17 protein-coding genes are annotated in these 23,787 nt (G+C 71.3%); 8 read left to right on the top strand and 9 right to left on the bottom strand.

The window, feature by feature from the left end:
* Nucleotides 1–20: 20 nt before the first annotated feature.
* Nucleotides 21–1,178, bottom strand: coding sequence for a glycosyltransferase family 4 protein (locus tag ASC77_RS03000; RefSeq protein WP_056148691.1), 1,158 nt, complete (start codon nucleotides 1,176–1,178; stop codon nucleotides 21–23).
* A gap of 170 nt (nucleotides 1,179–1,348) precedes the next feature.
* Here ASC77_RS03000 and ASC77_RS02995 point away from each other — a divergent pair, with 170 nt between their 5' ends.
* Nucleotides 1,349–2,035 carry a class I SAM-dependent methyltransferase gene (locus tag ASC77_RS02995; protein WP_056149833.1) on the top strand — a complete coding sequence of 229 codons (687 nt, stop codon included), beginning with the start codon at nucleotides 1,349–1,351 and terminating at the stop codon, nucleotides 2,033–2,035.
* Between the two features lie 50 nt (nucleotides 2,036–2,085).
* Nucleotides 2,086–6,135, top strand: coding sequence for an alpha-(1->3)-arabinofuranosyltransferase domain-containing protein (locus ASC77_RS02990; RefSeq protein WP_056148689.1), 4,050 nt, complete (start codon nucleotides 2,086–2,088; stop codon nucleotides 6,133–6,135).
* On the opposite strand, the gene ASC77_RS02985 is transcribed toward ASC77_RS02990, so the two are convergent.
* The 4 genes from ASC77_RS02985 to ASC77_RS02970 are packed head-to-tail and all read right to left on the bottom strand — an operon-like array spanning nucleotide 6,119 to nucleotide 12,801.
* Nucleotides 6,119–7,948, bottom strand: a complete 1,830-nt coding sequence (locus ASC77_RS02985) for a hypothetical protein (RefSeq protein WP_156390890.1) — start codon at nucleotides 7,946–7,948, stop codon at nucleotides 6,119–6,121. The genes ASC77_RS02990 and ASC77_RS02985 overlap by 17 nt on opposite strands.
* A gap of 7 nt (nucleotides 7,949–7,955) precedes the next feature.
* Complete coding sequence (locus ASC77_RS02980; RefSeq protein ID WP_056148684.1) at nucleotides 7,956–9,137, bottom strand: acyltransferase family protein; 1,182 nt, start codon at nucleotides 9,135–9,137, stop codon at nucleotides 7,956–7,958.
* Nucleotides 9,134–10,996, bottom strand: a complete 1,863-nt coding sequence (locus ASC77_RS02975; protein WP_056148681.1) for a hypothetical protein — start codon at nucleotides 10,994–10,996, stop codon at nucleotides 9,134–9,136. Before ASC77_RS02975 ends, ASC77_RS02980 begins: the two co-directional genes overlap by 4 nt.
* Nucleotides 10,993–12,801 (bottom strand): hypothetical protein, encoded by a 1,809-nt coding sequence (locus tag ASC77_RS02970; protein WP_156390889.1) that lies wholly within the window; start codon nucleotides 12,799–12,801, stop codon nucleotides 10,993–10,995. Before ASC77_RS02970 ends, ASC77_RS02975 begins: the two co-directional genes overlap by 4 nt.
* 120 nt (nucleotides 12,802–12,921) lie before the next feature.
* Here ASC77_RS02970 and ASC77_RS02965 point away from each other — a divergent pair, with 120 nt between their 5' ends.
* Entirely contained in the window at nucleotides 12,922–13,854 is a 933-nt protein-coding gene (locus tag ASC77_RS02965) for a DUF3068 domain-containing protein (RefSeq protein WP_056148675.1), read from the top strand.
* A gap of 74 nt (nucleotides 13,855–13,928) precedes the next feature.
* Here the strand turns inward: ASC77_RS02965 and ASC77_RS02960 are convergent, their stop codons facing one another.
* Both ASC77_RS02960 and ASC77_RS02955 read right to left on the bottom strand, forming a co-directional pair.
* Nucleotides 13,929–14,738, bottom strand: a complete 810-nt coding sequence (locus ASC77_RS02960) for a class I SAM-dependent methyltransferase (protein ID WP_056148672.1) — start codon at nucleotides 14,736–14,738, stop codon at nucleotides 13,929–13,931.
* Between the two features lie 43 nt (nucleotides 14,739–14,781).
* Nucleotides 14,782–16,623: a hypothetical protein gene (locus ASC77_RS02955; protein ID WP_056148669.1), complete on the bottom strand. Its 1,842-nt coding sequence runs from the start codon at nucleotides 16,621–16,623 to the stop codon at nucleotides 14,782–14,784.
* Nucleotides 16,624–16,996: 373 nt separating this feature from the next.
* Here ASC77_RS02955 and rpsA point away from each other — a divergent pair, with 373 nt between their 5' ends.
* Complete coding sequence (gene rpsA, locus ASC77_RS02950; protein ID WP_056148667.1) at nucleotides 16,997–18,463, top strand: 30S ribosomal protein S1; 1,467 nt, start codon at nucleotides 16,997–16,999, stop codon at nucleotides 18,461–18,463.
* A 93-nt stretch (nucleotides 18,464–18,556) separates the two neighbouring features.
* Here rpsA and ASC77_RS26435 read toward each other — a convergent pair whose 3' ends face one another.
* Nucleotides 18,557–18,703, bottom strand: a complete 147-nt coding sequence (locus tag ASC77_RS26435; protein WP_156390888.1) for a hypothetical protein — start codon at nucleotides 18,701–18,703, stop codon at nucleotides 18,557–18,559.
* A gap of 93 nt (nucleotides 18,704–18,796) precedes the next feature.
* Between ASC77_RS26435 and ASC77_RS02945 the strand changes: the two genes are divergently transcribed.
* From ASC77_RS02945 to ASC77_RS02930, 4 genes are read left to right on the top strand one after another with little or no spacing between them, the layout of a single operon-like run.
* Nucleotides 18,797–19,741 (top strand): GlxA family transcriptional regulator, encoded by a 945-nt coding sequence (locus ASC77_RS02945; protein ID WP_056148664.1) that lies wholly within the window; start codon nucleotides 18,797–18,799, stop codon nucleotides 19,739–19,741.
* Between the two features lie 51 nt (nucleotides 19,742–19,792).
* Nucleotides 19,793–21,637, top strand: a complete 1,845-nt coding sequence (locus ASC77_RS02940) for a hypothetical protein (RefSeq protein ID WP_156390887.1) — start codon at nucleotides 19,793–19,795, stop codon at nucleotides 21,635–21,637.
* Between the two features lie 51 nt (nucleotides 21,638–21,688).
* Nucleotides 21,689–22,252 (top strand): RNA polymerase sigma factor, encoded by a 564-nt coding sequence (locus tag ASC77_RS02935; RefSeq protein WP_162249785.1) that lies wholly within the window; start codon nucleotides 21,689–21,691, stop codon nucleotides 22,250–22,252.
* Nucleotides 22,245–23,036, top strand: a complete 792-nt coding sequence (locus tag ASC77_RS02930) for a hypothetical protein (RefSeq protein WP_056148658.1) — start codon at nucleotides 22,245–22,247, stop codon at nucleotides 23,034–23,036. The genes ASC77_RS02935 and ASC77_RS02930 overlap by 8 nt, the downstream gene beginning before the upstream one ends.
* On the opposite strand, the gene ASC77_RS02925 is transcribed toward ASC77_RS02930, so the two are convergent.
* The gene (locus ASC77_RS02925; protein ID WP_056148654.1) at nucleotides 23,003–23,695 is read right to left on the bottom strand and encodes a TetR/AcrR family transcriptional regulator; all 693 of its coding nucleotides are present in this window, start codon (nucleotides 23,693–23,695) and stop codon (nucleotides 23,003–23,005) included. The genes ASC77_RS02930 and ASC77_RS02925 overlap by 34 nt on opposite strands.
* Nucleotides 23,696–23,787: the final 92 nt, after the last annotated feature.

Genomic DNA, 23,787 nt, shown 5'->3' with positions numbered 1-23,787 from the left:
CGCTCGGTCGCCCATCAGCTTCAGACGACGTCCTGGTCATTGACCAGGACGTTCTGTCGTGCCGACGCGACGACGTGGGCGAAGGCCGCCTGTGAGTGTTCCCAGGTGAAGCCGTAGGCGTGCTCGAGGGCGGCCTTGGCCAGCACCTGTCGGCCGTGGTCGTCGCGGAGCAGCGCCCCCAGCGCGGCGCTCAGCTCGTCGGGTGTGTCCACGAGCACCCCGGTCACCCCGTCCACGATCGACTCGCGCGTGCCTCCGGCGCTCCGGTAGGCGACCGTGGGCGTGCGGTGCGCCGCGGCCTCGCCGACCACGAGGCCCCATCCCTCCTTGAGCGAGGGGAGCGCCATCAGCCACGACTCCTCGTAGATCTCCTGCTTGCGCAGCTCGCTCACGTGGCCCTCGAAGACGACCGTCCCGCGATCGACCAGGTCGGCGGCGTACGTGCGCAGCTCGGTCTCCCACCAGCCGTCTCCGACGATCCGCAGCCGCAGGTCGGGGAACTCGGCCACGAGCGCGCGCGCCGCGTCGACGGCGTGCTCGACCTGCTTGTGCGGCACGAGCCGGCCGACCACGCAGATGGAGGGGTACGCCGTCTTGCCGGTGTGCGTCGAGACCACCGGATCGGTCCCGTTGTGCACGACCGCCACGCGTGGCCCGGTGACGCCCAGCTCGCGCAGCTCGGAGCGCGTGGCGCGGGAGACGACGACGTACTGCCGCCCGCGGTAGAGCCACGGCGCGAACCGGCTCTCGATCCACCAGCCGACCTTGCCGAACAGGCCGGGGTAGACGACCGGCCACTGCTCGCGGTGCACGTGGTGGACCAGCACGATCACCGGCTTGCTCGTGGCGAGGGCGGTGAAGAAGGGCAGCCCGTTCTGCACGTCGACGACGACGTCGACCCGGCCGAGCCGTCGCCGCAGCAGCGCCCAGACGCCGAGCAGGTAGACCGAGAGCTTCGAGCCGCGGCGCACGTAGCGGATCCCGTCGACGATCTCGTCGGGGGCCGCGCCGGCGTAGGCGACGGTGAAGATCGTGACCCGGCAGCCGCGCGCGACGAGGCCTGCGGCCATCTTCTCCAGGTAGCGCTCGGCGCCGCCGCCCTCGGGGTTCGCGCCGTCCCGCCAGCTGAAGAACGCGACGTGGCAGTCACGCAGCAGGGCGTCCTGGGTGGGCGGCACCCGCCGAGGTTACCCGTCGGTCGGTCCTGCGGTGTGACCTCCGTTATTGTTCGCGCATGCCCAGCCCGACGACGAGTCCGTACGCGACCCCGTCTCCGGATCGGGCGGGCGGGAGCAGGGCGTCGGCGAGTCCTGAGTGGCGCGCCGACCTGCGCCGGTCGGTGCGCCTGATGGCGGATTTCCGGCAGGAGCAGGCCGACCCTGCCCGCTTCTACTCCGCCCTCGCGGCCGACTCGGTGGGCCAGCTCTCGGGCTACCTGGACCTCGCGGGCAGCAGCGTGCTGGACGTCGGGGGCGGGCCGGGCTACTTCCGGGACGCCTTCCAGGCCGCGGGCGCGACGTACTGGGCCCTGGACGCCGACGTCGGTGAGCTGTCGGGTCTCGGCTCGATCCCGCACGGCACCGTGCTCGGCGACGGGATGAACCTGCCGTTCCGCGACGGCGCGGTCGACCTCTGCTACTCCTCGAACGTGCTCGAGCACGTCTCGCGGCCGTGGGAGATGGCCGACGAGATGCTGCGCGTGACGAGACCCGGCGGCATCGCCTTCATCTCCTACACGGTCTGGTACGGCCCCTGGGGCGGTCACGAGACCTCGCCGTGGCACTACCTCGGCGGCGCCAGCGCGCGTCGGCGGTACGCCGCCCGGCACGGCCACGAGCCGAAGAACAAGTACGGCGAGTCGCTCTTCCCGGTCACCGTGCGCGACGGCCTCGCGTGGGCCCGCCGGCAGCAGGCGGGGGTCGTGCTCGACGCGATCCCGCGCTACAACCCGGCGTGGTCCTACGGCCTGACGCGCGTGCCCGGCGTACGCGAGCTGGCGACCTGGAACCTCGTGATCGTGGTGCGCAAGGCGTGAGCGACCGGGACGACGCCCCAGCGAGGGGGCTGGCGACGTCACGTCTGCGGATGGCTGGGTATCTCGCCATCCTGACGGCGTTCGCGTTCTCCCAGTCCGCTGGACGGACGGTCGCGGACACCAAGTTCGACCTCGTCACGAACCCCCTCAAGTTCCTCGGCAACGGGCTCCGGCTCTGGGATCCGTCCGCCGCGTTCGGCCAGATCCAGAACCAGGCCTACGGGTACGCGTGGCCGATGGGGCCGTTCTTCCTGATCGGTCACGCGCTCGAGCTCCCGCCGTGGGTGATCCAGCGACTGTGGTGGAGCCTCCTGCTGTGCCTCGCGTTCGTCGGGATCGTCCGACTGGCCCAGCGACTGGGGGTCGGGTCACCGCTGACCCAGGTCCTCGCGGCGTTCGCGTTCGTGCTCACCCCGCGGATCTCGACGCTTCTCGGCGGTACGTCCGTCGAGGTCTGGCCGATGGCGCTGGCCCCGTGGGTGCTCATCCCGCTCGTGGTCGGCACCCAACGGGGGAGCGTGCGCCGCGCCGCTGCGGCGAGCGCACTCGTCGTCGCCTGCTGCGGCGGCGTCAACGCCATCGCGGTCGCCGCGGTGCTGCCCCTGGGCGTGATCTGGATCCTGACCCGGACGGGCGGACCCCGGAAGTGGCGGCTGCTGGGCTGGTGGACGCTCTTCACGGCCCTGGCCACGCTCTGGTGGTGGGGACCGCTGCTCTTCCTGGCCCGCTACAGCGTGCCGTTCCTCGACTACATCGAGAACGCGACGATCACCACCGTGCCGACCGACCTGGTCCGCACGGTCGTGGGCACGTCGGACTGGGTCGGCTACTTCGCCGGCATCGACTTCCCGGCCGGCCAGCAGCTGGTGACGACACCGTTCCTCCTGCTCCAGGCGGCCGCCGTGGCGGCCTTCGGGCTGGTCGGGGTCGCGCTGCGGTCGAACCCCCACCAACGCTTCCTCGCCTGGGGGGTGCTGGTAGGCGTGGTCCTGGTCGGGTTCGGCTACGCGGGGGACCTGTCCGGCTTCCTCGCGGCGGACCGCAGGGAGTGGCTCGACGGCACGCTCGCCCCGCTGCGCAACCTGCACAAGTTCGACGTGGTGCTGCGCGTCCCGCTCGTGCTCGGCCTCGCCCACGTGCTCACAGTGCTGCCGGCGCTCGCCCGCGACCGCGTGTCGACGGCGGGATCGTGGATGCTCCGGGTCGCCGCCGTGCTGGCGATCGCCTCCCTCGTCCTGCCCTGGGCCCAGGACCGGACAGCACCACGCCAGGGCGTCACCGAGGTACCGGACTACTGGTACGCCGCGGCTGACTACCTGCACGAGCACGACGACGGGACGGTCGCGCTCGTGGTGCCGGCCTCGGCGTTCGGGGTCTACGCCTGGGGCAACGTGCACGACGACATCCTCCAAGGACTGGCGAGCAGCCCGTGGGCCGTCCGCAACGTCATCCCGCTGGCGCAGCCGGGCAACGTCGTCTTCCTCGATGCGATCACCCGTGTCCTCGAGTCCGGGCACCCCAGCGACAGCCTGGCCCCCTTCCTCGCGGAGAACGGGGTCGGCTCCCTGGTCGTGCGCAACGACCTGGACCGCCTCGACGCACGAGCGCCCGACCCGGCGTACATCAAGAGCGTGCTGGCCGGCTCGTCCGGGATCCGGCTCGCGGCGTCGTTCGGTCCCGAGGTGGGGCAGAAGGCGTACGACTACGCGCCGGGCAGCGACGTCCGGGTGGTGAACGGCAACGGGATCGCCGCGGTCCAGCACGCCGTCGAGATCTACACCGTCGACGACGCTGCGGCGGCCACCGTCACGAAGGACCCGGGCGTGCTGCTCGGCGACCCGGGCACCGGCGTCGACGTCGGCATGCAGCAGATCGGTCCCGGGCCGCGGGTGCTGGCCGAGGACGCCCCCGGTGACCTGGGTGGTCAGGTCCTGACCGACGGCAACCAGCGGCGCGAGACGAACTTCGCGGCCGTCCGCTCGAACGTGTCCAGCACGATGGAGCCCGACTCGCCGTACCGTCTCAACGGCCCCGAGCACACGCACCGCTTCCTGCGCGATCCCGAGCGCTGGCAGACCACCGTCGGCTGGACCGGTGCCGTCTCGTCCGTCACGTCGAGCACGTCGCAGGCCGACGCCAACGCCCAGCCCCCGATCGAGATCGGCGCCGACCCGGCTGCTGCGCTCGACGGCGACCCGGCCACGGAGTGGCGATCGGCTCGGCACCTGGACCCGACGGGACAGTGGTGGGCCGCCACGTTCGCAGCCGTACGTGTCGTGCCGAGCGTGACCGTCCAGATCGGACGCAGCTCGGCCCCGGTGGGCGAGCTGAGGATCAGCAGCGGCGACCAGGAGCGCACCGTGCCGGCCCCGGCGCCGGGCAAGGCACGCACGTACGCACTGGACTTCACGCGCGTGCGGACCCTCCGGATCACGGCGGCCGGGGACGACCTGGCGCTCCCTGGCTCGTTCGCGCTCGGCGAGGTCCGGGGGCTCGGCACGAGCCAGCGCTACCTGGATCTGCCGGTCCCCGATCCCCGCTTCCCGCTCGACGCGATCGTGGCCACGCGCGACGTCGACCGCGCGACCTGTGTGGAGTCCGCCGGAGCCGTCAACTGCGACCCCAGTCTCTACTCACCCGGCGAGGACGGCGACACCCTGGCCCGACGCTGGTACCAGCCCTACGCCTCGACGTACCAGCTCACCGGCACCGTCTCCCTGCGCCGGACCGTCGACGCCAGCGTGCTGCTCACCTCCGGCGTCGAGGTCACCAGCGACCAGGCGATCAACGACGTCGCGTCCAGCCCGGTGGCGCTTGCTGACGGCGACCCCAGCACGACCTGGATCGCTCAGAGCACCGACGAGGTGCTCGACCTGCAGCTGCCGAGACCGACTCGCCTCGACACGCTGCACCTGGACGTGAACCCCGCCGCCCCTGCGGCGCTGCCGACGGCCCTGCTGGTCTCGACCGGGACGAAGCAGCGCGTCGTCCGGGTCGACGACGAGGGCGACGTCGATCTCCCGAGATGGCGCACGGACCAGATCGAGATCAAGGTCGTGGACGTGGAGCGGGGCTACACCGCAGTCGGCGGCCAGTTCCTCCAGATGCCCGCCGGTATCTCCGAGCTCGAGCTCAACGGCGAGCCGCTCAACCGCAATGCGGGGGTGTCGCGTGACCTGCCGTGCGGCATCGGACCCCAGGTGTTCGTGGGCGGCCAGACGCGGGACACGTCGTTCCGGGCGAGCTCGAAGACGCTGATCCACGGCGGCAGCGTGCCGCTCCAGGTCTGCGGCAGCCCCGACGTCTCGCTTCCGATCCAGTCGACCTCGCTCCGGGCGCTGCCCACGCCCGTCTTCCGGGCGGACTCGGTGACGCTGGTCCACGGGCAGCTGGCCGACGTCGGCGTGCTCGGCGAGGAGGACGCGCCCGTCAGCGCGGTCCCGGTCGAGCGTGATGACCGGGGTGCGCCCGAGGCCGTCGAGCTGCCCTCCCGCGCCGGCCAGACCCTGCTGACGCTGCCGCAGAACATCAACGACGGCTGGACGGCCTCGCTCGACGGCACCGAGCTGACGAGCGTGCGCGTCGACGGCTGGAAGCAGGGGTGGATGGTGCCGGCCGGAGCGGCGGCCACGGTCCAGTTCCACTTCTCCCCGGGCACGCCGTTCGTCGTGCTGCTCGGGATCGGGCTCCTGGCCGCGCTCAGCGTGGTGCTCGTCTGGGCGTGGCCCCGCCGCGGGGACCATGCCCGGAGCGACCCACCGCGCACGGAGCTGCCGCCGCTGACGACCGGGCGCGCCGGGATCGTCGACGTCGTCGTCGTGGTCGCCGCCGGCGGGCTCCTGGCGGGCTGGCTGGGCCTGGCCGGTGCGGCGGCCGCCGTCGTCCTGGGTCGGTTCGTGCGCCGCTTCGCCGCCTGGCCGTGGCTGGCCGGACTGACCCTCGTCATGGCGGGGCTGGCGCTCGGCTGGGATCGTCTGACGCAGCAGTCCTGGGTCGTCACGTGGAGCCAGGCGTGGACCCTGGCGGCCGTGTGCATGCTCGTCGCAGCGGTTGCCCGCTCCACCCGGTCGACCGACGGCGACGTCAGTCCGCTGGAGTGATCTCGCCGACGGCGAGATCACGCAGGCAGACGTCCTCAGCGCCCAACGGCAGCGTCAGCGAGATGCCGTTGTAGGCGTCCGCGGCGGGGCCGGGAAGGAGCACCTCGTGGCTCCCGGCCGCCAAGGAGATCTTGTTGTCGCGGTCCGCGACGGTGATCACTGCATCGGTGTCCGCCGGCGAGGTGTAGCGCAGCCGGACGTACCAGGCAGGACCGATGACGGGGCCGTCCAGCAGCCAGGTCGACCGGCCCGCCCCGGCGTGTCCGAAGCAGCCGTCGTCGCCGGGCCCCCGCGCCTGTCTGCGGGTGACGTCGAGGTCGGCGACCCGCAGGTTGCCGGTGTCGTCGACCACCCACACCTCGTCGGTGGCGATGTCGCGAAGATCCAGCTCGCGGCCGAGCATCGCGAACATGTGCTCGTAGTCGTTCGTGGGGTAGGCGAGGGGGGCCCACAGCCAGGTCGGGACGGTGCGGTTGAGGAGGGGCCGGTCCGGCTGCTCGGCGAGCGCCGCGTCCAGGTTCGAGAAGTAGCGCTCCGGGCTGGTCGTGGTGAGGTTGCGGAGCGGGTAGCGCGCCGTGCTCACGGTTGCGAGGGCGACGAAGGCCAGACAGCCCACCAGGACCCAGGACCGGCTCGTCGGGGTCCAGGGAGCCTCCTCGCGGGGCTCGGACGACTCGCGGGCGCCGAGAAGGGGCAGGAATGCCAGGCCGATCGCCAGCGGCCAGGTCAACGCCGACTCGGTCTGGAACCGCAGGTCGAGAGCGATCTCGTCGCCGAAGTAGATGGCGCGACTGATCGAGACCAGCGCGACGTTCGCCAGCAGCGTCGTCAGCGGGATCAACCAGGCCCGCAGCCCGCGTCGGCGCGTGAGCGCCGATGACACCATGACCACCAGCACGACCAGCCACGAGAGGGCGAGCATGACCTGCGTGGGATCGGTCTCGCTCTGGGTGACCTCGGAGACGTGCCAGCGCAACGGGCCTCCGGTGGCGGCGCTGCCGAAGGCGGTGCCCACCAGGTCGTGCAGCACGCCGAACAGGGGACGGTTGGTCACGCTGCGGGCGTCGAAGTTCGCCGCCCAGGCGACATAGACGACCAGGTAGGCACCGACGAAGGCCCCCTGGGCGACCATCGCCCGCCAGTAGCGCGACACGAGCTCCCTGAGCCGCACCGGCAGCGGGCCCGAGGTGAAGTACAGCAGCGCGAGGAGCCATAGCATCGGCAGACCCAGGAGGGTGCGCTCGACGAACAGCAGGCCGAGGGCGAGCCAGGCCAGGGTCGCGACGAGCTGACGGACCCGGGGGGCGCGGAGGTACTCGACCCAGGCCGTCGTGGCGAGCACGAGCGCGATCAGCATCGGCACCTGGTTGACCGCCGCAGCCCACCACATCGTGGCCGGCAGGAGGAACGGTGTGAACAGGGCGACCGTCAACGGCACCAGCGTCGGCCACGACCGGCCGAACAGCCGGAGGAAGAGCCGCGCCGTGACCGCGCCGTACACGAGGAAGCCGAGAAGGATCTCGGCGGCGGGCCAGGCGAACTCCGTGGGGTCGATCGCGGCGTTGACCCAGGTGAGCAGGTGCCCCGCCGGCATCAGGTGGCCGTTGTAGGGCTCGACGAGGTACGCCGCGGTCAGCGGGGTCTCGACGGCCCGCTGGATGAAGTACAGGTCGTCGTAGAAGAACCAGACTCCCTGGAGCTGCCAGCCGCGGAACACGGTCGCGGCGACGACCAGCAGCGCGGCGGCGAGCACGACCCTGCGGCCGCTGTCGAGGCGGACCCGGGGAGCCCGACGGCCACCGGGAGGCGTCACGGCGCCCTCACCTGACCGAGGCCCCCTCGGGCTTGGCGCCGACGTCCATGCGCGCGAAGAACCGGAGGTTCTTCCATCGCATGATCCGCCTCTCGAAGAGGTAGTAGGAGGCGGTCGCCAGCGCGATCGTGATGGTCAGGGTCAGCGCGGCCACGGTGATGAAGCGGCCGGTGAAGACCTCGATGTCGAGGACGGCGAAGACGGCGTTGAGTACGAGCATGTGGATGGCGAAGATGCCGTAGGAAATCTCGCCCAGCCAGAAGACCACCGGACCGCTGAGCTGAGTACGCACCCAGCCGTCGCGCTCCGGTCCGAAGACGAGGGGGAGCAGGTAGAGAGCTCCCGCCACCGTGTAGAGGACGACCTTGGCGCCGGCCTCCCATCCGCCCGGGGTGATCAGCGTGCGCGGCCCGGCGAGCGGTGAGCACGCGATCGCGAAGACCGCCGTGGCCAGGATCCAGCACCCGGGGAGGTCGCGCGCGACCCGCTGGAGCAGGTGGTCACGCGGCTCGACGGCGAGGCTGGCCGAGATGGCGGCGTACGCCATCCCCACCATGAACCAGGGCAGGTAGCCCGGCAGCCACTGGGCGTAGTGGCCCTCGGAGCCCTCGACCTGGGCGAAACCGGCCTGCCAGCAGACGCCGACGACGCCCAGCGCGACGCAAAACCACACCACGGTGCGGACGTCCAGCCGGTGTCCGCGTCCCGGGCGCCACGTCATCAGCAAGCACAGCAGCGGCAGCACGAGGTAGAACGCCACCTCGGTGCACAGGCTCCACATCTGCGTCAACGAGCTGGGCAGCAGGGTCGGCCGGTAGAGCTGGGTGAAGGTCAGGTTGGCGAGCCAGTCCTTCCACCCCAGGTCGGCGTTCTCGGGATCCAGCGTCAGCGCCACGATGACGACGACCCAGTAGAGCGGCAGGATGCGGAGCGCGCGCTTCCAGAGGTAGTGCCGGGTCGACGGAGCCGGGCGACCGAGCGCCGCGGTCAGGAACCACGGGCGGCTGAGCAGGAAGCCGGACAGGACGAAGAAGATCGTGACCCCGAAGTCCAGCCGGGCGAGCGCCGCGCCGACCCAGCCGTGGTTGATCTGACCGGTGTTGAACGCGGAGTGGGTCAGCACGACCATGACCGCGCCGATCGCACGTACGGCGTTCAGCGTGGGGAACGTCCGGTCCGCGAAGGTCATGGTGTCGTCCTGTCGGTGGCGTCGGGCAGCCGGCTCGGCTCGGGGCGACCGACTGTCACATCATTCGTGCACAACGATGCGCCCGGGGCCAAACCGCCGATCTCGACCTCGTCGAAGGCGTCGGCACCCTCGACGTAGAGCGCGTGGACGCCGGGCTTCACGGTGGTGTCGTGGACGACGTCGCCGGTGGTGACGCGCACCCGGCTCTCCTGGTTGGCCAGGTATCCGATGCGCACCCACCAGCCGCCGTACGCGACCGGACCGTCGAGTCTGATCCGGATCGGAGCCTGCTGGACGAGGTAGCCACATCCGGCACGAGGACCGTCGACGGCCTTGCGGGTCGGCGGGAGGGCGACCGGGACGATCGCAGCGGAGTCGTCGACGATCAGGAGGGTGTCGGTGGCGACCGAGGTGAACGCCATCGCCGACTCCTGTGCCATCACGTGGCTCATCAGGTTCTCGGGGTAGCGCAGTCCGTTGGTCACGAAGTCGGGGACCGGCCGATCGACGAGCGGGATCGGGCTCGGCGCCGCGTGCAGCTCCGGGACGAGACGGTCGAACCAGCGCTCGGCCTGGGTGTCGGACTGCCAGTGGTCGGTGTAGCCGAACACCGACCACGCCCCGAGCCCGGCCATCACGGCACAGGCCACTGCGACGCGTCGTGGGTGGTCCAGGAACTCGCTGGCGCTGCGCCGCTCTGAGGGCTCCGTCGCGCCGAGGATCGGCATCGTCATGCACGCGAGGGCGATCGCCGAGACCGCCGCGAGCTCGCCCTGGTAGCGGTAGTCGAGGCTGAGGAGGTCGCCCGCGACCCGGACTCGCGTGAACAGGGTGAGCAGCACGTCGACGGCGAGGAAGAACGCCGGGAGCCAGAGCGCCCGGAGCGTCCGCGTGCGGTGCTTGCGGATCTCCCAGATCAGGATGAGCAGGAGCGCGAGCGATGCGTAGACGACGGCGTCGCCGGGCCAGGCGATCGATCCGGGTTGCGCCGGGACGTGCCACCAATGGATCGGGCCGCCCATGATGCCGGGGATGAACGCCTCCATTACCATGCGGCGGATGACGAGGAGGGTCGGGTAGCCCAACGTCTCGCCGCCGGTGAACTCGCGGCCGACGAGCCAGTAGAGGACGACGTACGCCGCACCGGTGGCGCCGTACATCCCGAATCCCCGGACGCGACCGCGCAGCGCCGTCCGGATGCGCTCGGAGGGCGCCTGGCCCTCGGCGAAGTAGCACAGCGTGACGATCCCGAGGACGGCGTACACGAGGGCGGTCTTCTCGTTGAACGTGATGCCCGCCAGGATCCACGCGTTGGCGGCCACGGCGTGGCGGAACCGCCTCGTGCGGAGATAGGTGATGTGAGAGGCGAGTCCGAAGAACAGCGCCACCTGCAGCGGCAGGAGGTTGATCGCAGCCGCCCACCAGATCGTGCCCTCGATCGAGATCGCGGAGCTGAGGAACACGACGAGCGGGGGGAGGATGCCCGGTCGGAGACCGAACATCGTGCGCAGCAGGTGTAGGAGACCGAGGCTGCTCGCCGCCTGGAGCACCAGCAGCTCGGTGGCGGGCAGGGCCCAGCTCCACGGCGCGACGGACTGGTTGAACCAGCTGAGATACATCGCGGACGGCATCACGTGCCCGAAGTACGAGTCGAGGGCGACGAGCGGCGACAGGCCCTCGGTCTCCATCCGGGAGATGAAGTTGAAGTCGTCGATGTGCAGGTAGCCGCCGTAGATCGCCCACGCGCGGTATCCGAGCTGGACCACGATCATGGCCAGGGCCGCGCCCAGGACCCAGGTCTCGCGCGACCGCCCCCGGCTCGCCACGCGGTCGCTGCTCTCGACCGTGGTCGTGCTCATGAACCGGCGCTCGTGGACTCGCCCGGCGCGACAGAGCCCAGGGCGAGCTCGTCGACGCACCAGTCCGGGTCGTCCGGGTAGCTGTTGATGCGGACGCTGCTGAACGTGCCGGCCGCCTGCAGCCACAGGCGGTGGTCGCCGGCCGGCAGGTCGACCTCGTGGACCTCGGTCCCGGCCACGATCCGGGCGGAGGTGTCGTCGGGGCTGCTGTAGTCCATCGCGATCCACCATCCGTCACCGATGACCGGCCCGTCGAGCGGAATCGTGACCGGTCCGCCGAGCATGGCCCAGCCGTCGCATCCCTTGGTGGACCGCGCGGGTGGCTTCATCTGGCGAGCCGGCTGCAGCACCGCCTCGGCGAGCCGGCCCTCACCGTCGAAGACGTACAGGTCGTCGAGCGAGCTGCGCGGGAACGAGGTCTGGTCGGACCACGGGCGGAACAGGTGGGAGTAGGTGTTCTCCGGGTAGCGGAACGACCACAGCAAGGTCTGGGGCACGCCGGCATTCGCGAGGGGGACCGGTTGTTGCGCCCGGTCCAGGCTGCTCCGCACGTTGTCGAAGTAGGCACGCGAGGGGTTGTTGTCCTGCCACAGGTCGACGTAGCGCACGGTGGACACCACGGCGAGGACGACCACGACGCCCGTGATCGCACCGACGAAGAGACGGCCGTCATAGGTACGCGCCACACCGTCGCGGGGCTCGTTGACCTCGACCGCGCCCAGCAGCGGTAGGAAGGCGAGACCGAGGCAGATGACAGCGATCGCGGCGGACTCGGTCTGGTAACGGTACTCGCGGCCGATCTCGGGCCCGACGATGTTGGCTCGCGCCGAGGCGAGGAGGATGACGTTGGCGAGCAGGGTGAACCCGAGCGGCGCCCACGCGCGGCGACTGCGGGTCCGGGTGTAGAAGGCATAGAAGATCGCGCCGCCGAGCGCGACCCACGACGCGAGCATCACCAGGTCCGAGGGGTTCGCGAACGAGCCGACGTCGAGGGGCTGCCAGCTCAGTGGCCCACCGATGAGGCCGGGGGCCAGCGCGACGCCGACCAGGTTCCAGGCGACCGGCGCCCAGGGCACGTTGTTGGCCTCGCCCGGGGAGAAGTTGAGTCCCCACGTGACGTAGGCGGCGGCGTACGCGGCGACCACGCCGCCCTGGACGAGGATCCCGATGCGGTACCGCGTCCAGAGGGAGCGCAACCGTGCGGGGGTGGCGCCCGTGGAGAACCAGCAGAGCGCGATGATCGCGTAGAGCCCGAAGAGCAGCAGCGTCTTCTCGTAGAACAGCAGGCCGAAGCCGGTCCACGCGAGGGTCGCGACGAGGTGTCGGGTCCTCCGGGTGCGCAGGTAGGCGAGGTGGGAGGTGAGACCGAACGCCAGTGCGATCTGCAGCGGGAGCTGGTTGATGCCGGCTGCGAACCAGACCCCGGCCGGCACCGTGAAGATCCAGAAGAGATAGCCGGCGAGAAGGACGAGCACGAACGGACGCCGACCGAACATGGAGATCAGCAGCCGGAACATGCCGATCGAGGCGACACCCTGCGCCAGGAGCAGCACGAGGGCCCACGGCCACCACTCGTAGGGGGCCCAGTCGGTCAGCAACCGGGCCACGGCGAAGCCGCCGGGCATCAGGTGACCGGCGTACGACTCGGTGAGGTAGCCGAGGTCGAACGGCTGGTTGAGGGCGCGTGACATGAAGGCCAGGTCGTCGAAGTAGAACCACGAGCCCGACAGCGCCCAGCCGCGGAACCCGAGCTGCGCGGCGATCATGAGCCCACCGAGGAGCACGAATCGGGTGGGCCTCAGCACGCCCGGGAGTGTGTCATACGACGGGTGCAAAGATTCCATCACGGAATGTGACGGTCACCTCACGTCTACCCGCCAGTACTGCTACGGTGCGCTGAACCTAACGGATGCTTGGGAGGCGAAGTGAAGCGCAAGGTGTTCGGGCTGGTCCTGCTCGGGCTCGCGGCTTTCATGTTGGTGGTCGGCGTTCTGACCACCGTGTGGGCCCCAGGGCAGCTGAAGAAGCTGCCGCTCGACGTCAACACCACGACCCACCTGGACGGCGTCGTGAAGAAGCTCGACCCCGCCACCGGTGAGCTCGTCGAGAACCCGGTCAAGGTCCAGAGCATCTCGAAGGTCGACTCGGATGCCTCCGATGACTCCACCGCGGTGTGGGTGAGCACGGCCTGCGTGGTGATCGACATCGACAACGCACCCGACTGCGTCGACGGCGACGACCCGCGCCTCGTGAGCGCGACCACCGACGTGTTCGCGACCGACCGGGTGACGGCCGAGGCGGTCCCCGACTTCAAGGGCCTCCCGGATGACGCCGTCCCGCACTCGGGTCTCGTCAACAAGTGGCCCTTCGACACGCAGAAGAAGGACTACACCTACTGGGACGGCACCGTCGGCAAGGCGCTCCCGGCGATCTATGACCGCGAGGACACGTTCCAGGGCGTCGACTGCTACGTCTTCAAGATCTCCATCGCCGACGCCCCGATCGAGATCGCCGAGGGCATCAACGGCACCTACGACCAGCAGATCGAGATCTGGGTCGAGCCGACGACCGGCGCGATCCAGCAGCAGAAGCAGGACCAGCAGCGCTACCTCGACGACGGCACGCCCGTCCTCGACCTCAAGGTGGGCTTCACCGAGGAGCAGCAGAAGACCTTCGCGGACGACGCGAAGTCCAACCTCTCCGGGCTGCGCCTCCTGCTCTTCTGGGTGCCGCTGATCGGCTTCGTCGTCGGCGGGCTCTGCCTGGTCGCCGGCGTCCTGGTCCTGCTGTCCAACCGCCGCAGCGGAGGCGGCGGCAACGGCGCGTCCCGCCGCGAGATGGCCGACGCCCACAGGTGACGGCGACCTCCCTGCACTGAGGCAGCTGCACTGACGCACGCGGCACCGGGCTCGGCCCGGTGCCGCGTGCGTCGTCAGCCCAGCCGAGCCCCGAAGATCGCGGTGCCCGGCGTGAGCCGGCCGCGTACGCCGGACCAGCCGCCCCAGACCCGGTCGTGGCCGTCCGGCCACTCGGGCTCGAGCAGGTCGGTGATCACGAAGCCGCAGCGGGCGAGCAGCGCCACCCAGTCACCGAGGGTGCGGTGGTGCTCGACGTACGACACGACCCCGGTCGCGTCGTCGACCTCGACGTACGGCGTGCGGTCCCAGTAGGACTGGCTCGCGGTGAGGCCCTCCTCGCCCGGGTCGTCCGGGAACATCCAGCGGGTCGGGTGCGTGATCGAGAAGGCGTAGCGCCCGCCCGGTCGCAGCACCCGCGCCGTCTCCGCGACGGCGCTCTCGAGGTCGCTCACGAACTGGAGCGCGCCGAACGACGAGAAGACGACGTCGAAGGAGCTGTCGGCGAAGGGGAGCGCGGTCGCGGTGCCGAGCACCGAGGGCACGCTGAGCCCCGTCTCCACGTCGATGCGTCGCGAGTGCTGGAGCTGACGGAAGGAGAGGTCGAGGCCGTAGGCACGCCCGCCCCGGCTGCGGACCCAGCGCGAGCACTGCCCGGCGCCGGAGCCGACCTCGAGGACGTCACGTCCCGCGACGTCGCCGAGGATCCCGGCCTGGGCCTCGGTGAAGCCCTCGGGGCCCCAGACGAAGCCCGCGTCGCCGAGGAACTCGCCGTGCGTGGACTGGTACTCGTCGGCGTACCGGTCCCAGTCGGGCCCGTTGGCCCGCCGGGACTCCTCCTCCGAGACCGGTCGTCGTTCCACCCGGACGGGGGGATGGTTCTCCACGTTGCGGAGCGTAGTCCCCCCGTCCGAGCACCCGGGGAGCGAACTAGCTGCGCACGCTCGTCGACCGGTTCCGGCGTACGTCGCCCGGACCGCTCTGCGGATCGATCGGGTCGCTGCCGACCTGCACCTCGCGCCCGTCGCTGATGCCACCGTCGTCGGTGTCCCAGTCGCAGGGGTTGGTCCGGTAGCGGGGCTCGACGCCGTCCTTCAGGCCGTCCCTGTCGGTGTCGGCCTTCTTCGGGTTGGTGTGGCAGCGCGGGTACGACGCCGCCGGCCGCAGCACCTCGCGACCGTCACCCAGCCCGTCGCGGTCGGTGTCCTTCCGGGTCGGCCTGGTGTGCGTCTTCCGGACCTCCCGCCCGTCGGTGAGCCCGTCGCGGTCGGTGTCCTTCCGGGTCGGCCTGGTGTGCGTCTTCCGGACCTCCCGCCCGTCGGTGAGCCCGTCGCGGTCGGTGTCCTTCCGCCTCGGGTCCGTGTGGAGACGGATCGCCTCGGTGCCGTCCTTGAGGCCATCCTTGTCGGTGTCCGCGACGGTCGGCTTGGTGTGCGTGCCCGAGACCTCGCGGCCGTCCACGAGTCCGTCGCCGTCGGTGTCGGCCACCGTCGGGTCGGTGCCGTAGTCCGGCTCGGCCGTGTTGGCCAGGCCGTCGCCGTCCAGGTCGGTCGCGCTCGGCTGGCCGGCGCCCGTGCCGCCGCCACCGCGGTTCGGGTCGGTGTCCGCGGCGACCTCGTCGCCGTCGTCCACGCCGTCGCCGTCCGTGTCGGCCTTGGCCGGGTCGGTCGGCTCGTTGCCGTAGCCGTCGTTGGCGGAGCCGGAGGTCTCCTCGTCGTCGCTCAGGCCATCGCCGTCGCTGTCGAGCGAGCCGGCGCCGCAGGCGACGCCACCCGCAGGTGCGGTGGCCGCGGCCCGCAGCGGGAAGAGATCGGCGTCGAGCACGGTCGTGCCGGCATCCGCGCTCCCGAGACTGGCGACGACGTGCAGCACGCTCGCGGACGCCGACGCCCGGGTCCCGTCGGCACGCTGGACGACGTCGGACGGCTGGCCGACGCTCAGCTCGACGTGCAGGAGCGGGTTGTCGGGCGAGGTGAGGTCGACGGGGCTGCCGTCGACCGGGAGCGTCTGCTCCTGCCCGGCGAGGCTCACCGTCACGGCGGGCGCGTTCCAGCTGACCTTCGCCCCGCCGTCGCGACCGCTGGCGGTCGCCTTCAGTGTGGGTGCGTCGGTCACGGCCACCCGGAGCTGACCGTCGAGCAGCCGGAGGTCGGCGGCGCTGCCGCGTGCCGTCGAGACGACCGAGCGCTTGCCCTGACCGGTCAAGGCCGTGCTCTGGCTGGTCGACGCCGTGCCGTTCAGGGCGAGCAGGCTGCCCACCTGGGGCGCCGGCTCGGTCGCGACGTCGGCCGTCGAGACCGTCGACGTGGTGAGCGGTGCGCCCGGTGCCGGACAGCTGTGGGCGCCAGTCCACCGGGCGTTGGCCGAGGCGGTCGACACCCCGAGGCCCAGGACGCCCGGCACGGATCCGTCGATCGACCGGTCCGCGGTCGGCTGCGTGTGGTCCGGCGCCGCGGTCTGCGAGACCGACGTGAGGATCGCGCCGAGGTCCTGCTGGGCGAGGGCCAGCCCGAGGTTGGTCGCGGCGGCCGACGTACGCGGGCTGCCGCCGGTGACGGAGCCGGTGGAGGCGCCGACCGAGCTCTCGGCCAGCGTCGTCACCCCCGGGACGCCGAGGGCGGACAGGTGCAGGATCTCCGCCGACGTGGTCGCACGGACCTCGGTCGGGGGAGCGGGAGCGGCTGCGGCGGCCGGCGTACCGGTCGCCGAGATGGAGTACAGCGCGATCGTGCTGAGCCCGACGCCGATGGCGAGGGGTGGGTGGATTCTCATCGGACCTCCGAGGGGCCGAGAGGGGACCGGAGCGCCCATGTCCCGGACCCTGCCTCGATCGCGCCCGGGAGCACAGGCGCTCGACGAGATCCGAGTTGCTCCGGCGCGAACCGCTACCGTGGTGCGGCGGCCCGCTCACCTCGACCGTACCCACACTCGGGGGTGCCATGTCACCCCCCTGGGCGCCCCGGTCGGGAGCGGGGAACCGTCGGTTGGACGTACGTCGCGGCCCGCGCGTAGTCTTGAGGGTGCGCTGAAGGTCTGCCGATGCCCCATACGGAGCGGACATTCGCTCGCTGACTCTCTCCGAGCTGGTGAAATCGATCTTCGACGTGCCCGCACGACTCCATCCATCCAAGGACACACCTTCCTTATGACGAGCACCCTTCCCGACCTCGACTTCCCGCAGGTCGCGGTCAACGACATCGGCTCCGAGGCGGACTTCCTCGCCGCGATCGATGCGACCATCAAGTACTTCAACGACGGCGACATCGTCGAGGGCACCATCGTCAAGGTGGACCGCGACGAGGTCCTCCTCGACATCGGCTACAAGACCGAGGGCGTCATCCCCTCGCGCGAGCTGTCGATCAAGCACGACGTCGACCCCAACGAGGTCGTTTCCGTGGGCGACAAGGTCGAGGCCCTGGTCCTCCAGAAGGAGGACAAGGAAGGCCGTCTGATCCTGTCCAAGAAGCGCGCTCAGTACGAGCGTGCCTGGGGCACCATCGAGCAGGTCAAGGAAGAGGACGGCGTCGTCGAAGGCACCGTCATCGAGGTCGTCAAGGGCGGTCTCATCCTCGACATCGGTCTGCGCGGCTTCCTGCCCGCCTCCCTCGTCGAGATGCGTCGCGTCCGCGACCTGCAGCCGTACGTCGGCCAGACCCTCGAGGCGAAGATCATCGAGCTCGACAAGAACCGCAACAACGTGGTCCTGTCGCGCCGTGCCTGGCTCGAGCAGACCCAGTCCGAGGTGCGCCACGGCTTCCTGACCCAGCTCCAGAAGGGCCAGATCCGCAAGGGTGTCGTCTCCTCGATCGTCAACTTCGGTGCGTTCGTGGACCTCGGCGGCGTCGACGGTCTCGTCCACGTCTCGGAGCTGTCCTGGAAGCACATCGACCACCCGTCCGAGGTCGTCGCCGTCGGCGACGAGGTCACCGTCGAGGTCCTCGACGTCGACATGGACCGCGAGCGTGTCTCCCTGTCGCTGAAGGCGACGCAGGAGGACCCGTGGCAGCACTTCGCCCGGACCCACCAGATCGGCCAGATCGTCCCGGGCAAGGTCACCAAGCTCGTCCCGTTCGGCGCGTTCGTCCGCGTCGAGGAGGGCATCGAGGGCCTGGTGCACATCTCCGAGCTCGCCGAGCGTCACGTCGAGATCCCCGAGCAGGTCGTCCAGGTCAACGACGACGTCATGGTCAAGATCATCGACATCGACCTCGAGCGTCGCCGGATCTCGCTGTCGCTCAAGCAGGCCAACGAGACCGCCGCCGCGGGTGACGTCGAGGACTTCGACCCCACCCTCTACGGCATGGCTGCCACCTACGACGAGCAGGGCAACTACGTCTACCCCGAGGGCTTCGACCCCGAGACGGGCGAGTGGCTCGAGGGCTTCGACGAGCAGCGCGCGGTCTGGGAGGACCAGTACGCCAAGGCGCACGCCCGCTGGGAGGCGCACGTCAAGCAGCAGGCCGAGGCCAAGGTCGCCGAGGCCGAGGCCGGCGAGGCCACGTCGTACTCCTCCTCCGCCGAGGCGGACGAGGACGTCGACGCCGGTGGCTCGCTCGCCAGCGACGAGGCGCTGCAGGCGCTCCGCGAGAAGCTGACCGGCGGCGCTTCCTGAGTCACGCGTCAGCCAGCTGAACGAACGAAGGCCCGGTCACCGTCAGGTGACCGGGCCTTCGTGCGTGCGGACGTGCGTGCGGAGGTGTGGGTTTCAGCGGGCACCGAAGGACAGGAAGCGCGTGTCCTCGAAGTGCGAGACCGGCGGGCGCTGCGGCCCCCGGCCGTCACGGACGATCAGGTAGACGCTCGCAACGCTGAGCGCCACCACGACTAGCAGCAGGATCATCAGGAAGGTCATGGCAGTAATACTGCGCCTATCGAGATCCTGCCACGAGTGGCAGAAAAGCCACTCTCCGTTGATTTTCTGCCAGATCGGGTGTTTGCTGTCCGGGTGAAGAAGGTCGCGGTGATCGTGCAGGAGGGCGCCGAGCCCTTTGGGCTGGGCTCCCTGGTGGAGGTGTGGGGGGAGCCCTACCACCCCGAGGACGACAACCCCGTCTTCGACTTCCAGGTCTGTACGCCGCGTCCGGGCCGGCTGCGTGGCCGCTCCGACTACGACCTCGTGGTGGAGCGCGGGCTCGAGGCCCTCGACGATGCCGACCTGGTGTGCCTCGCGCCGAAGTACGACTTCCTCGACCACGACCCGTTGGTGCTCGAGGCGATCCGGGAGGCCGATGCCCGCGACGCGACCATCTACGCGCACTGCTCCGGCGTCTTCGAGATCGGTGCGGCCGGTCTGCTCGAAGGGCGCGAGTGCACGACGCACTGGCGCTACACCGACCTGCTGGCATCGACCTACCCCGGGGCGAAGGTCAGCCCGGACGTCCTCTACTGCCACGACGGCAACATCCTGACCGGCGCCGGCGCCGCGGCGGGCATCGACGCCTCGCTGCACCTGATGCGCGACCACTTCGGCGCCAAGGTGGCGGCGACGACGGCCCGGCGCATCGTCGTGCCTCCGCACCGCGACGGGGGCCAGGCGCAGTTCATCGCGAACGCCGTGCCGGACTGTGATGCCGAGACGCTGGGACCGTTGCTGCAGTGGATCGTCGCCAACCTCGGTGAGGACCTAGGCGTCGAGACGTTGGCGCGCCGCAACCACATGTCGGCGCGCACGTTCGCGCGCCGGTTCCGGGCAGAGACCGGCACGACGCCGCACTCCTGGGTCACCCGCCAGCGGGTGCAGGCCGCCGAGGAGCTCCTCGAGCGCACCGACCACTCCATCGACTGGATCGCCGACGAGGTCGGCTTCGGCAACGCGGCGACGCTGCGGCACCACTTCGCACGGGTGCGGGGGCTGAGCCCGCAGCAGTACCGGCGCCGATTCGCTGGCTGAGGCACGCCGCGAGAGGTAGTCTCGCCGGACTCGCAGCGCTCGGGGGAGTGGATGAGGCGTCGTACGGGGGCCGGCCGCGTGGCCGTGCTGGCGCTGGCGTGCGCCGTGGGCGGCCTGCCGCCGGTCGCCGCGACCGCGACGCCCGCACCGGTGCGGATCCTGATCGTCGGCGACTCCGTCGCGCAGGGCTCATCGGGCGACTGGACCTGGCGCTACCGGCTGTGGCAGGAGCTCCAGCGGGACGGCGTCGACGTCGACTTCGTGGGGCCGCGCTCCGACCTGGTGGACATCGTGACCTCGGAGCTCGGGTCGCAGGCCTACGCAGACCCCGACTTCGACCATGACCACGCGGCCCGCTGGGGGATGGCGATGTGGCTCCCCGACGTGTCGATGACCGACCTGGTCACCGAGTACGACCCGGACGTCGTGGTCGAGGCCCGGGGATTCAACGACCTCGCCTACAAGCTGAACGCCGACGGACTGACCGAGGTGCTGACTGACGAGATCGCGGAGGCACGTGCCGTCGACCCGGGGATCGACTTCGTCGTCGAGCAGCTGCCGCAGACGTGGATCAACCATGTCCCGGACTACAACGCCGGCCTGCCAGGAGTCGCCGCCACCCTCGACGACGAGGACTCGAGGGTCGTGGTCGCCGAGACCGGTGACGGCTTCACGGAGTTCACCGACACCTGGGACTCCGCCCATCTCGCGGCGACCGGGGAGGTCAAGGTGGCGTCGGGCGTCGCGGACGCCCTGGCCGAGCTCGGGATCGGCGACGGCGCGGGCACACCTCCGGTCGTGCGCAACGGGCACTGGGGGAGCGCCACGCTCGCGGTCGCGTCCGCTGACCGGAGCGCCGAGCTGAGCTGGGCCGGTCCGCCCGGCGCCGCCGCGGAGTACGTGTGGCTGCGGAACGTGACGGCCGGCGATGACTGGGTCCGCCTGCCCTACCCCGTCGTCGGCACGTCCTGGGTGGCCGGAGGACTGGTGGCGGGACATCGCTACGCGTTCCGGCTGCAGGCCGTCAAGGGCACCGCCGTCGCGGACGACTACTCCAACGTCGTCGAGGTGGTCCCCACCGCTCCTCCGGAGCCGGCCGCACCGCCGGCCGGACCGCCCGCCCCGGTGGTCGCGACACCCGGACCTCAGCAGCTCACCGTCGAGTGGCCGGACGTCGCACGGGCCACGTCGTACGACGTCACCTGGACGAGCGACGTGCCGGGTGAGGACGGGACCATGAACGTCGCCTCGGGACCGGTGGTACTCGGCGGGCTGGCGGCAGGGCGGGCGTACCGGATCTCCGTGGTCGCGCGCAATGCCGCCGGGGTGAGCGCCGCGGCCGTCGGGCGAGGCGTGCCCGCACCGCCGTCGATGTCGGGCCGCCCGACGGGCCTGGTCGTCACGCCCGGCTCGCACCGGCTGAACGTGACCTGGACGCCGGTGCCCGGCGCGACGGCGTACGACGTGAGCTGGACGGGTCGCAGGCTCGGCATGCACGGTGCGACGACCGTCGAGCGCCCGTCCGTTGCGATCACCTACGTCCTGGCGGGGGAGAGCTACGACATCACGGTCACCGCCCGCAACGCGGACGGCCCGGGGTTGGCCGCGACGACCGTCGGCGTGCCGCAGGGTCCGCGGGTCCTGGCCCCGGCCCGGTTGCGCGCGGTGCAGATCGCGCCACACCGGGCCCAGCTGACCTGGCGGCACCGCAGTGCCGCGTCGTCGTACGACGTGCAGGTCCGGCGAGCCGGGCGGTGGACCCCGGTGCGGAACGTGGTGGCGCTGACGACGACGGTCGGCCGGCTGCCGCGGGGCGCGGCCTCGTTCCGGGTGCGGTCCTGGCACCAGCTCGTCCCCGGCCCGTGGTCGCCTGCAGTGCGGGTCCGGATGCGCTAGCCGGGAACTCTGGGTCGGCTGCGGACATGATCGGGTGTGCGAGGAGGCGTCGTGGCGACCGAGGGTGACGAGCTGGCCCTGGTGGCCGGCCTGCGCGCGGACGACCCGGATGCGCTCGCGACGCTCTTCGACCGCTACGCCGACCGGATCTACAACCACTGCTTCCGCGCGACGGGGGACTGGGCCGAGGCCGAGGATGCGACGGCCACGGTCTTCCTCGAGGTCTGGCGGCACCGGGCCCGGGTGGAGGCGTTCGACGGGTCCGCGCTCCCGTGGCTGTACGGCGTCGCCACCAACGTCTGCCGCAACCTGACCCGCTCCGGGCGCCGGCGACAGCGAGCGCTCGCCGCGCTGCCGGCACCGGCCGCCGGGCCGGACCTCGCCGATCGGGTCGTCGACCGGATCGCGTCGTCCGCCCGGATGGAGGCGGTGCTGGGCGCGATCCGCGAGCTGCCGCGGCGCGAGCAGGAGGTGCTCGCGCTGGTCGTCTGGTCGGGGCTGTCCTACGAGCAGGCCGCAGCAGCGCTCGACGTCCCGGTCGGGACCGTGCGGTCCCGGCTCTCCCGGGCGCGGGCCCGGCTCGGCGTCGCTACCCGGGAGGACCCCGATGACTGACGACCTCACCCCTCCGCCCGACGAGGCCCTGCCCGACCAGGCGCGGGCCCGGATCCGCGCCGAGCTCCTGGCCGCCGCCCAAGCCGAGCCAGGCCGTCGTCCGTGGGCGGTGCCGCTCGTGGCGGCGGCCTCGGTGCTCGTCGTGGTCGGTCTCGGCGCCTGGGTGGTCCGCGCGGGCCGGGACGACGACGGACCGCCCGTCGTCGCGCCGTCGTCGGACGCCACGCTCCACGGTCCCGACTGGACCATGGGCTGGCCCGACGACCCGATCCCCAGCGAGCCGTCGGGCAAGGCGACGTTGGACTTGTCGACGTGCGTCGACCCGATCGGGCGGGTGCTGTCCGGCGCGCACCGGGTCGCGACGTTCCCGTCCGGCGCCGCAGGTGGCGAGACGACGGTCTGGGCGACGGGGGAGAGGTTCGCCCTCTGCGACGAGCGTGCCGGCACGACGACCGTCCTCGCGCCGGGAACGCTGCCGCCCGAGGAGCACGCGTCGACGTACGACGTCACGAGCATCGCGCTGCCGACGGCCCAGGGGTCCGAGCTCGTGCTGGTGGCGGGCGGCGCCGTGCCGGACGGCGCGCTGGCGTTCGACGTCGAGTACACGTTCCCGGACGGTCATGTCGAGCGCGCCACGAGGGCGACCGGCGACGACGGCCGGACCTGGTGGCGGATGGTCCACGCAGCGCCCGGCGACGGCGTGGGCGGACCGATCGAGGTCACCGTCTCCTACTCCGGAGCCCGGCACACCTACGAGGTGAGCCCCAGGTCGGCGGCGAGCTGACCGCTCACCTGCCGGAAGTGCGCGTCGTAGTCGAGGATGCCGCGGTGCATGTGGCCGAAGAGCTCGAGGCTCGTGTGGCCGAAGACCGTCGACCACGCCATCAGCCAGCGCACCAGGTGGGCGGCGTCGACGGGCCCGTCGAGGAACTCCTGGATCGGGACGAGGGCTGCCTTCTCGGCCGGGCTGACGGGCGTCGTCGTGATGGTGCTGACGCCGGCATGCTCGGCGGCCTGGGCCAGGGCAAGGAAGGCGCCGCTCACGCGGATCGCCGGCGTGACGGTGTCGTCGGGGGCGACGTAGCCGGGGACGGGGGAGCCGTAGAGGAGCGCGTACTCGTGCGGGTTGGCGCGCGCCCAGTCGCGGATGGCGTGGCAGATGGCGGCGAAGCGGGCGGCCAGGTCGGCGCGGTCCGCGACCGATGACTCCGCGGCCTCGACGGCGTCGCCCAGCTCGTCGTACGTCTCGATGATGAGCGCGGTCAGCAGCTCGTCGCGGCTGGGGAAGTAGCGGTAGACCGCGGACGAGACCATCCCGACGTCACGGGCGATCTGCCGCACCGACAGGGCGGCCGGTCCGACCTCGGCGAGCTGGGCGCGGGCACGGTCGAGGATCGCGCGGGTCTGCTCGGCGCGGTTCTCGGCGCGGGACTTCGGAGCCATGGGTCCATCCTGACACATTCGAGAGCAGTGCTCTTGCTTTTGGGGCCAGCGCGTGCCACTGTTGTCTTAACAGAGAGCAGTGCTCTCGCTTC

This window comes from Nocardioides sp. Root1257 (assembly GCF_001425175.1).
Lineage (GTDB): Bacteria > Actinomycetota > Actinomycetes > Propionibacteriales > Nocardioidaceae > Nocardioides.
Note: the sequence above shows the minus strand (reverse complement) of the source record. Positions and strands in the feature narration are given on the sequence as shown.

Coding starts and splice junctions, on each gene's coding strand:
- ASC77_RS02980 (WP_056148684.1), bottom strand. CDS start 9,137: ATGACCTTCGCGGACCGGACGTTCCCCACGCTGAACGCCGTACGTGCG.
- ASC77_RS02925 (WP_056148654.1), bottom strand. CDS start 23,695: ATGGCTCCGAAGTCCCGCGCCGAGAACCGCGCCGAGCAGACCCGCGCG.
- rpsA (WP_056148667.1), top strand. CDS start 16,997: ATGACGAGCACCCTTCCCGACCTCGACTTCCCGCAGGTCGCGGTCAAC.
- ASC77_RS02940 (WP_156390887.1), top strand. CDS start 19,793: ATGAGGCGTCGTACGGGGGCCGGCCGCGTGGCCGTGCTGGCGCTGGCG.
- ASC77_RS02975 (WP_056148681.1), bottom strand. CDS start 10,996: ATGAGCACGACCACGGTCGAGAGCAGCGACCGCGTGGCGAGCCGGGGG.
- ASC77_RS02930 (WP_056148658.1), top strand. CDS start 22,245: ATGACTGACGACCTCACCCCTCCGCCCGACGAGGCCCTGCCCGACCAG.
- ASC77_RS02955 (WP_056148669.1), bottom strand. CDS start 16,623: ATGAGAATCCACCCACCCCTCGCCATCGGCGTCGGGCTCAGCACGATC.
- ASC77_RS26435 (WP_156390888.1), bottom strand. CDS start 18,703: ATGACCTTCCTGATGATCCTGCTGCTAGTCGTGGTGGCGCTCAGCGTT.
- ASC77_RS02990 (WP_056148689.1), top strand. CDS start 2,086: ATGGCTGGGTATCTCGCCATCCTGACGGCGTTCGCGTTCTCCCAGTCC.
- ASC77_RS02995 (WP_056149833.1), top strand. CDS start 1,349: ATGGCGGATTTCCGGCAGGAGCAGGCCGACCCTGCCCGCTTCTACTCC.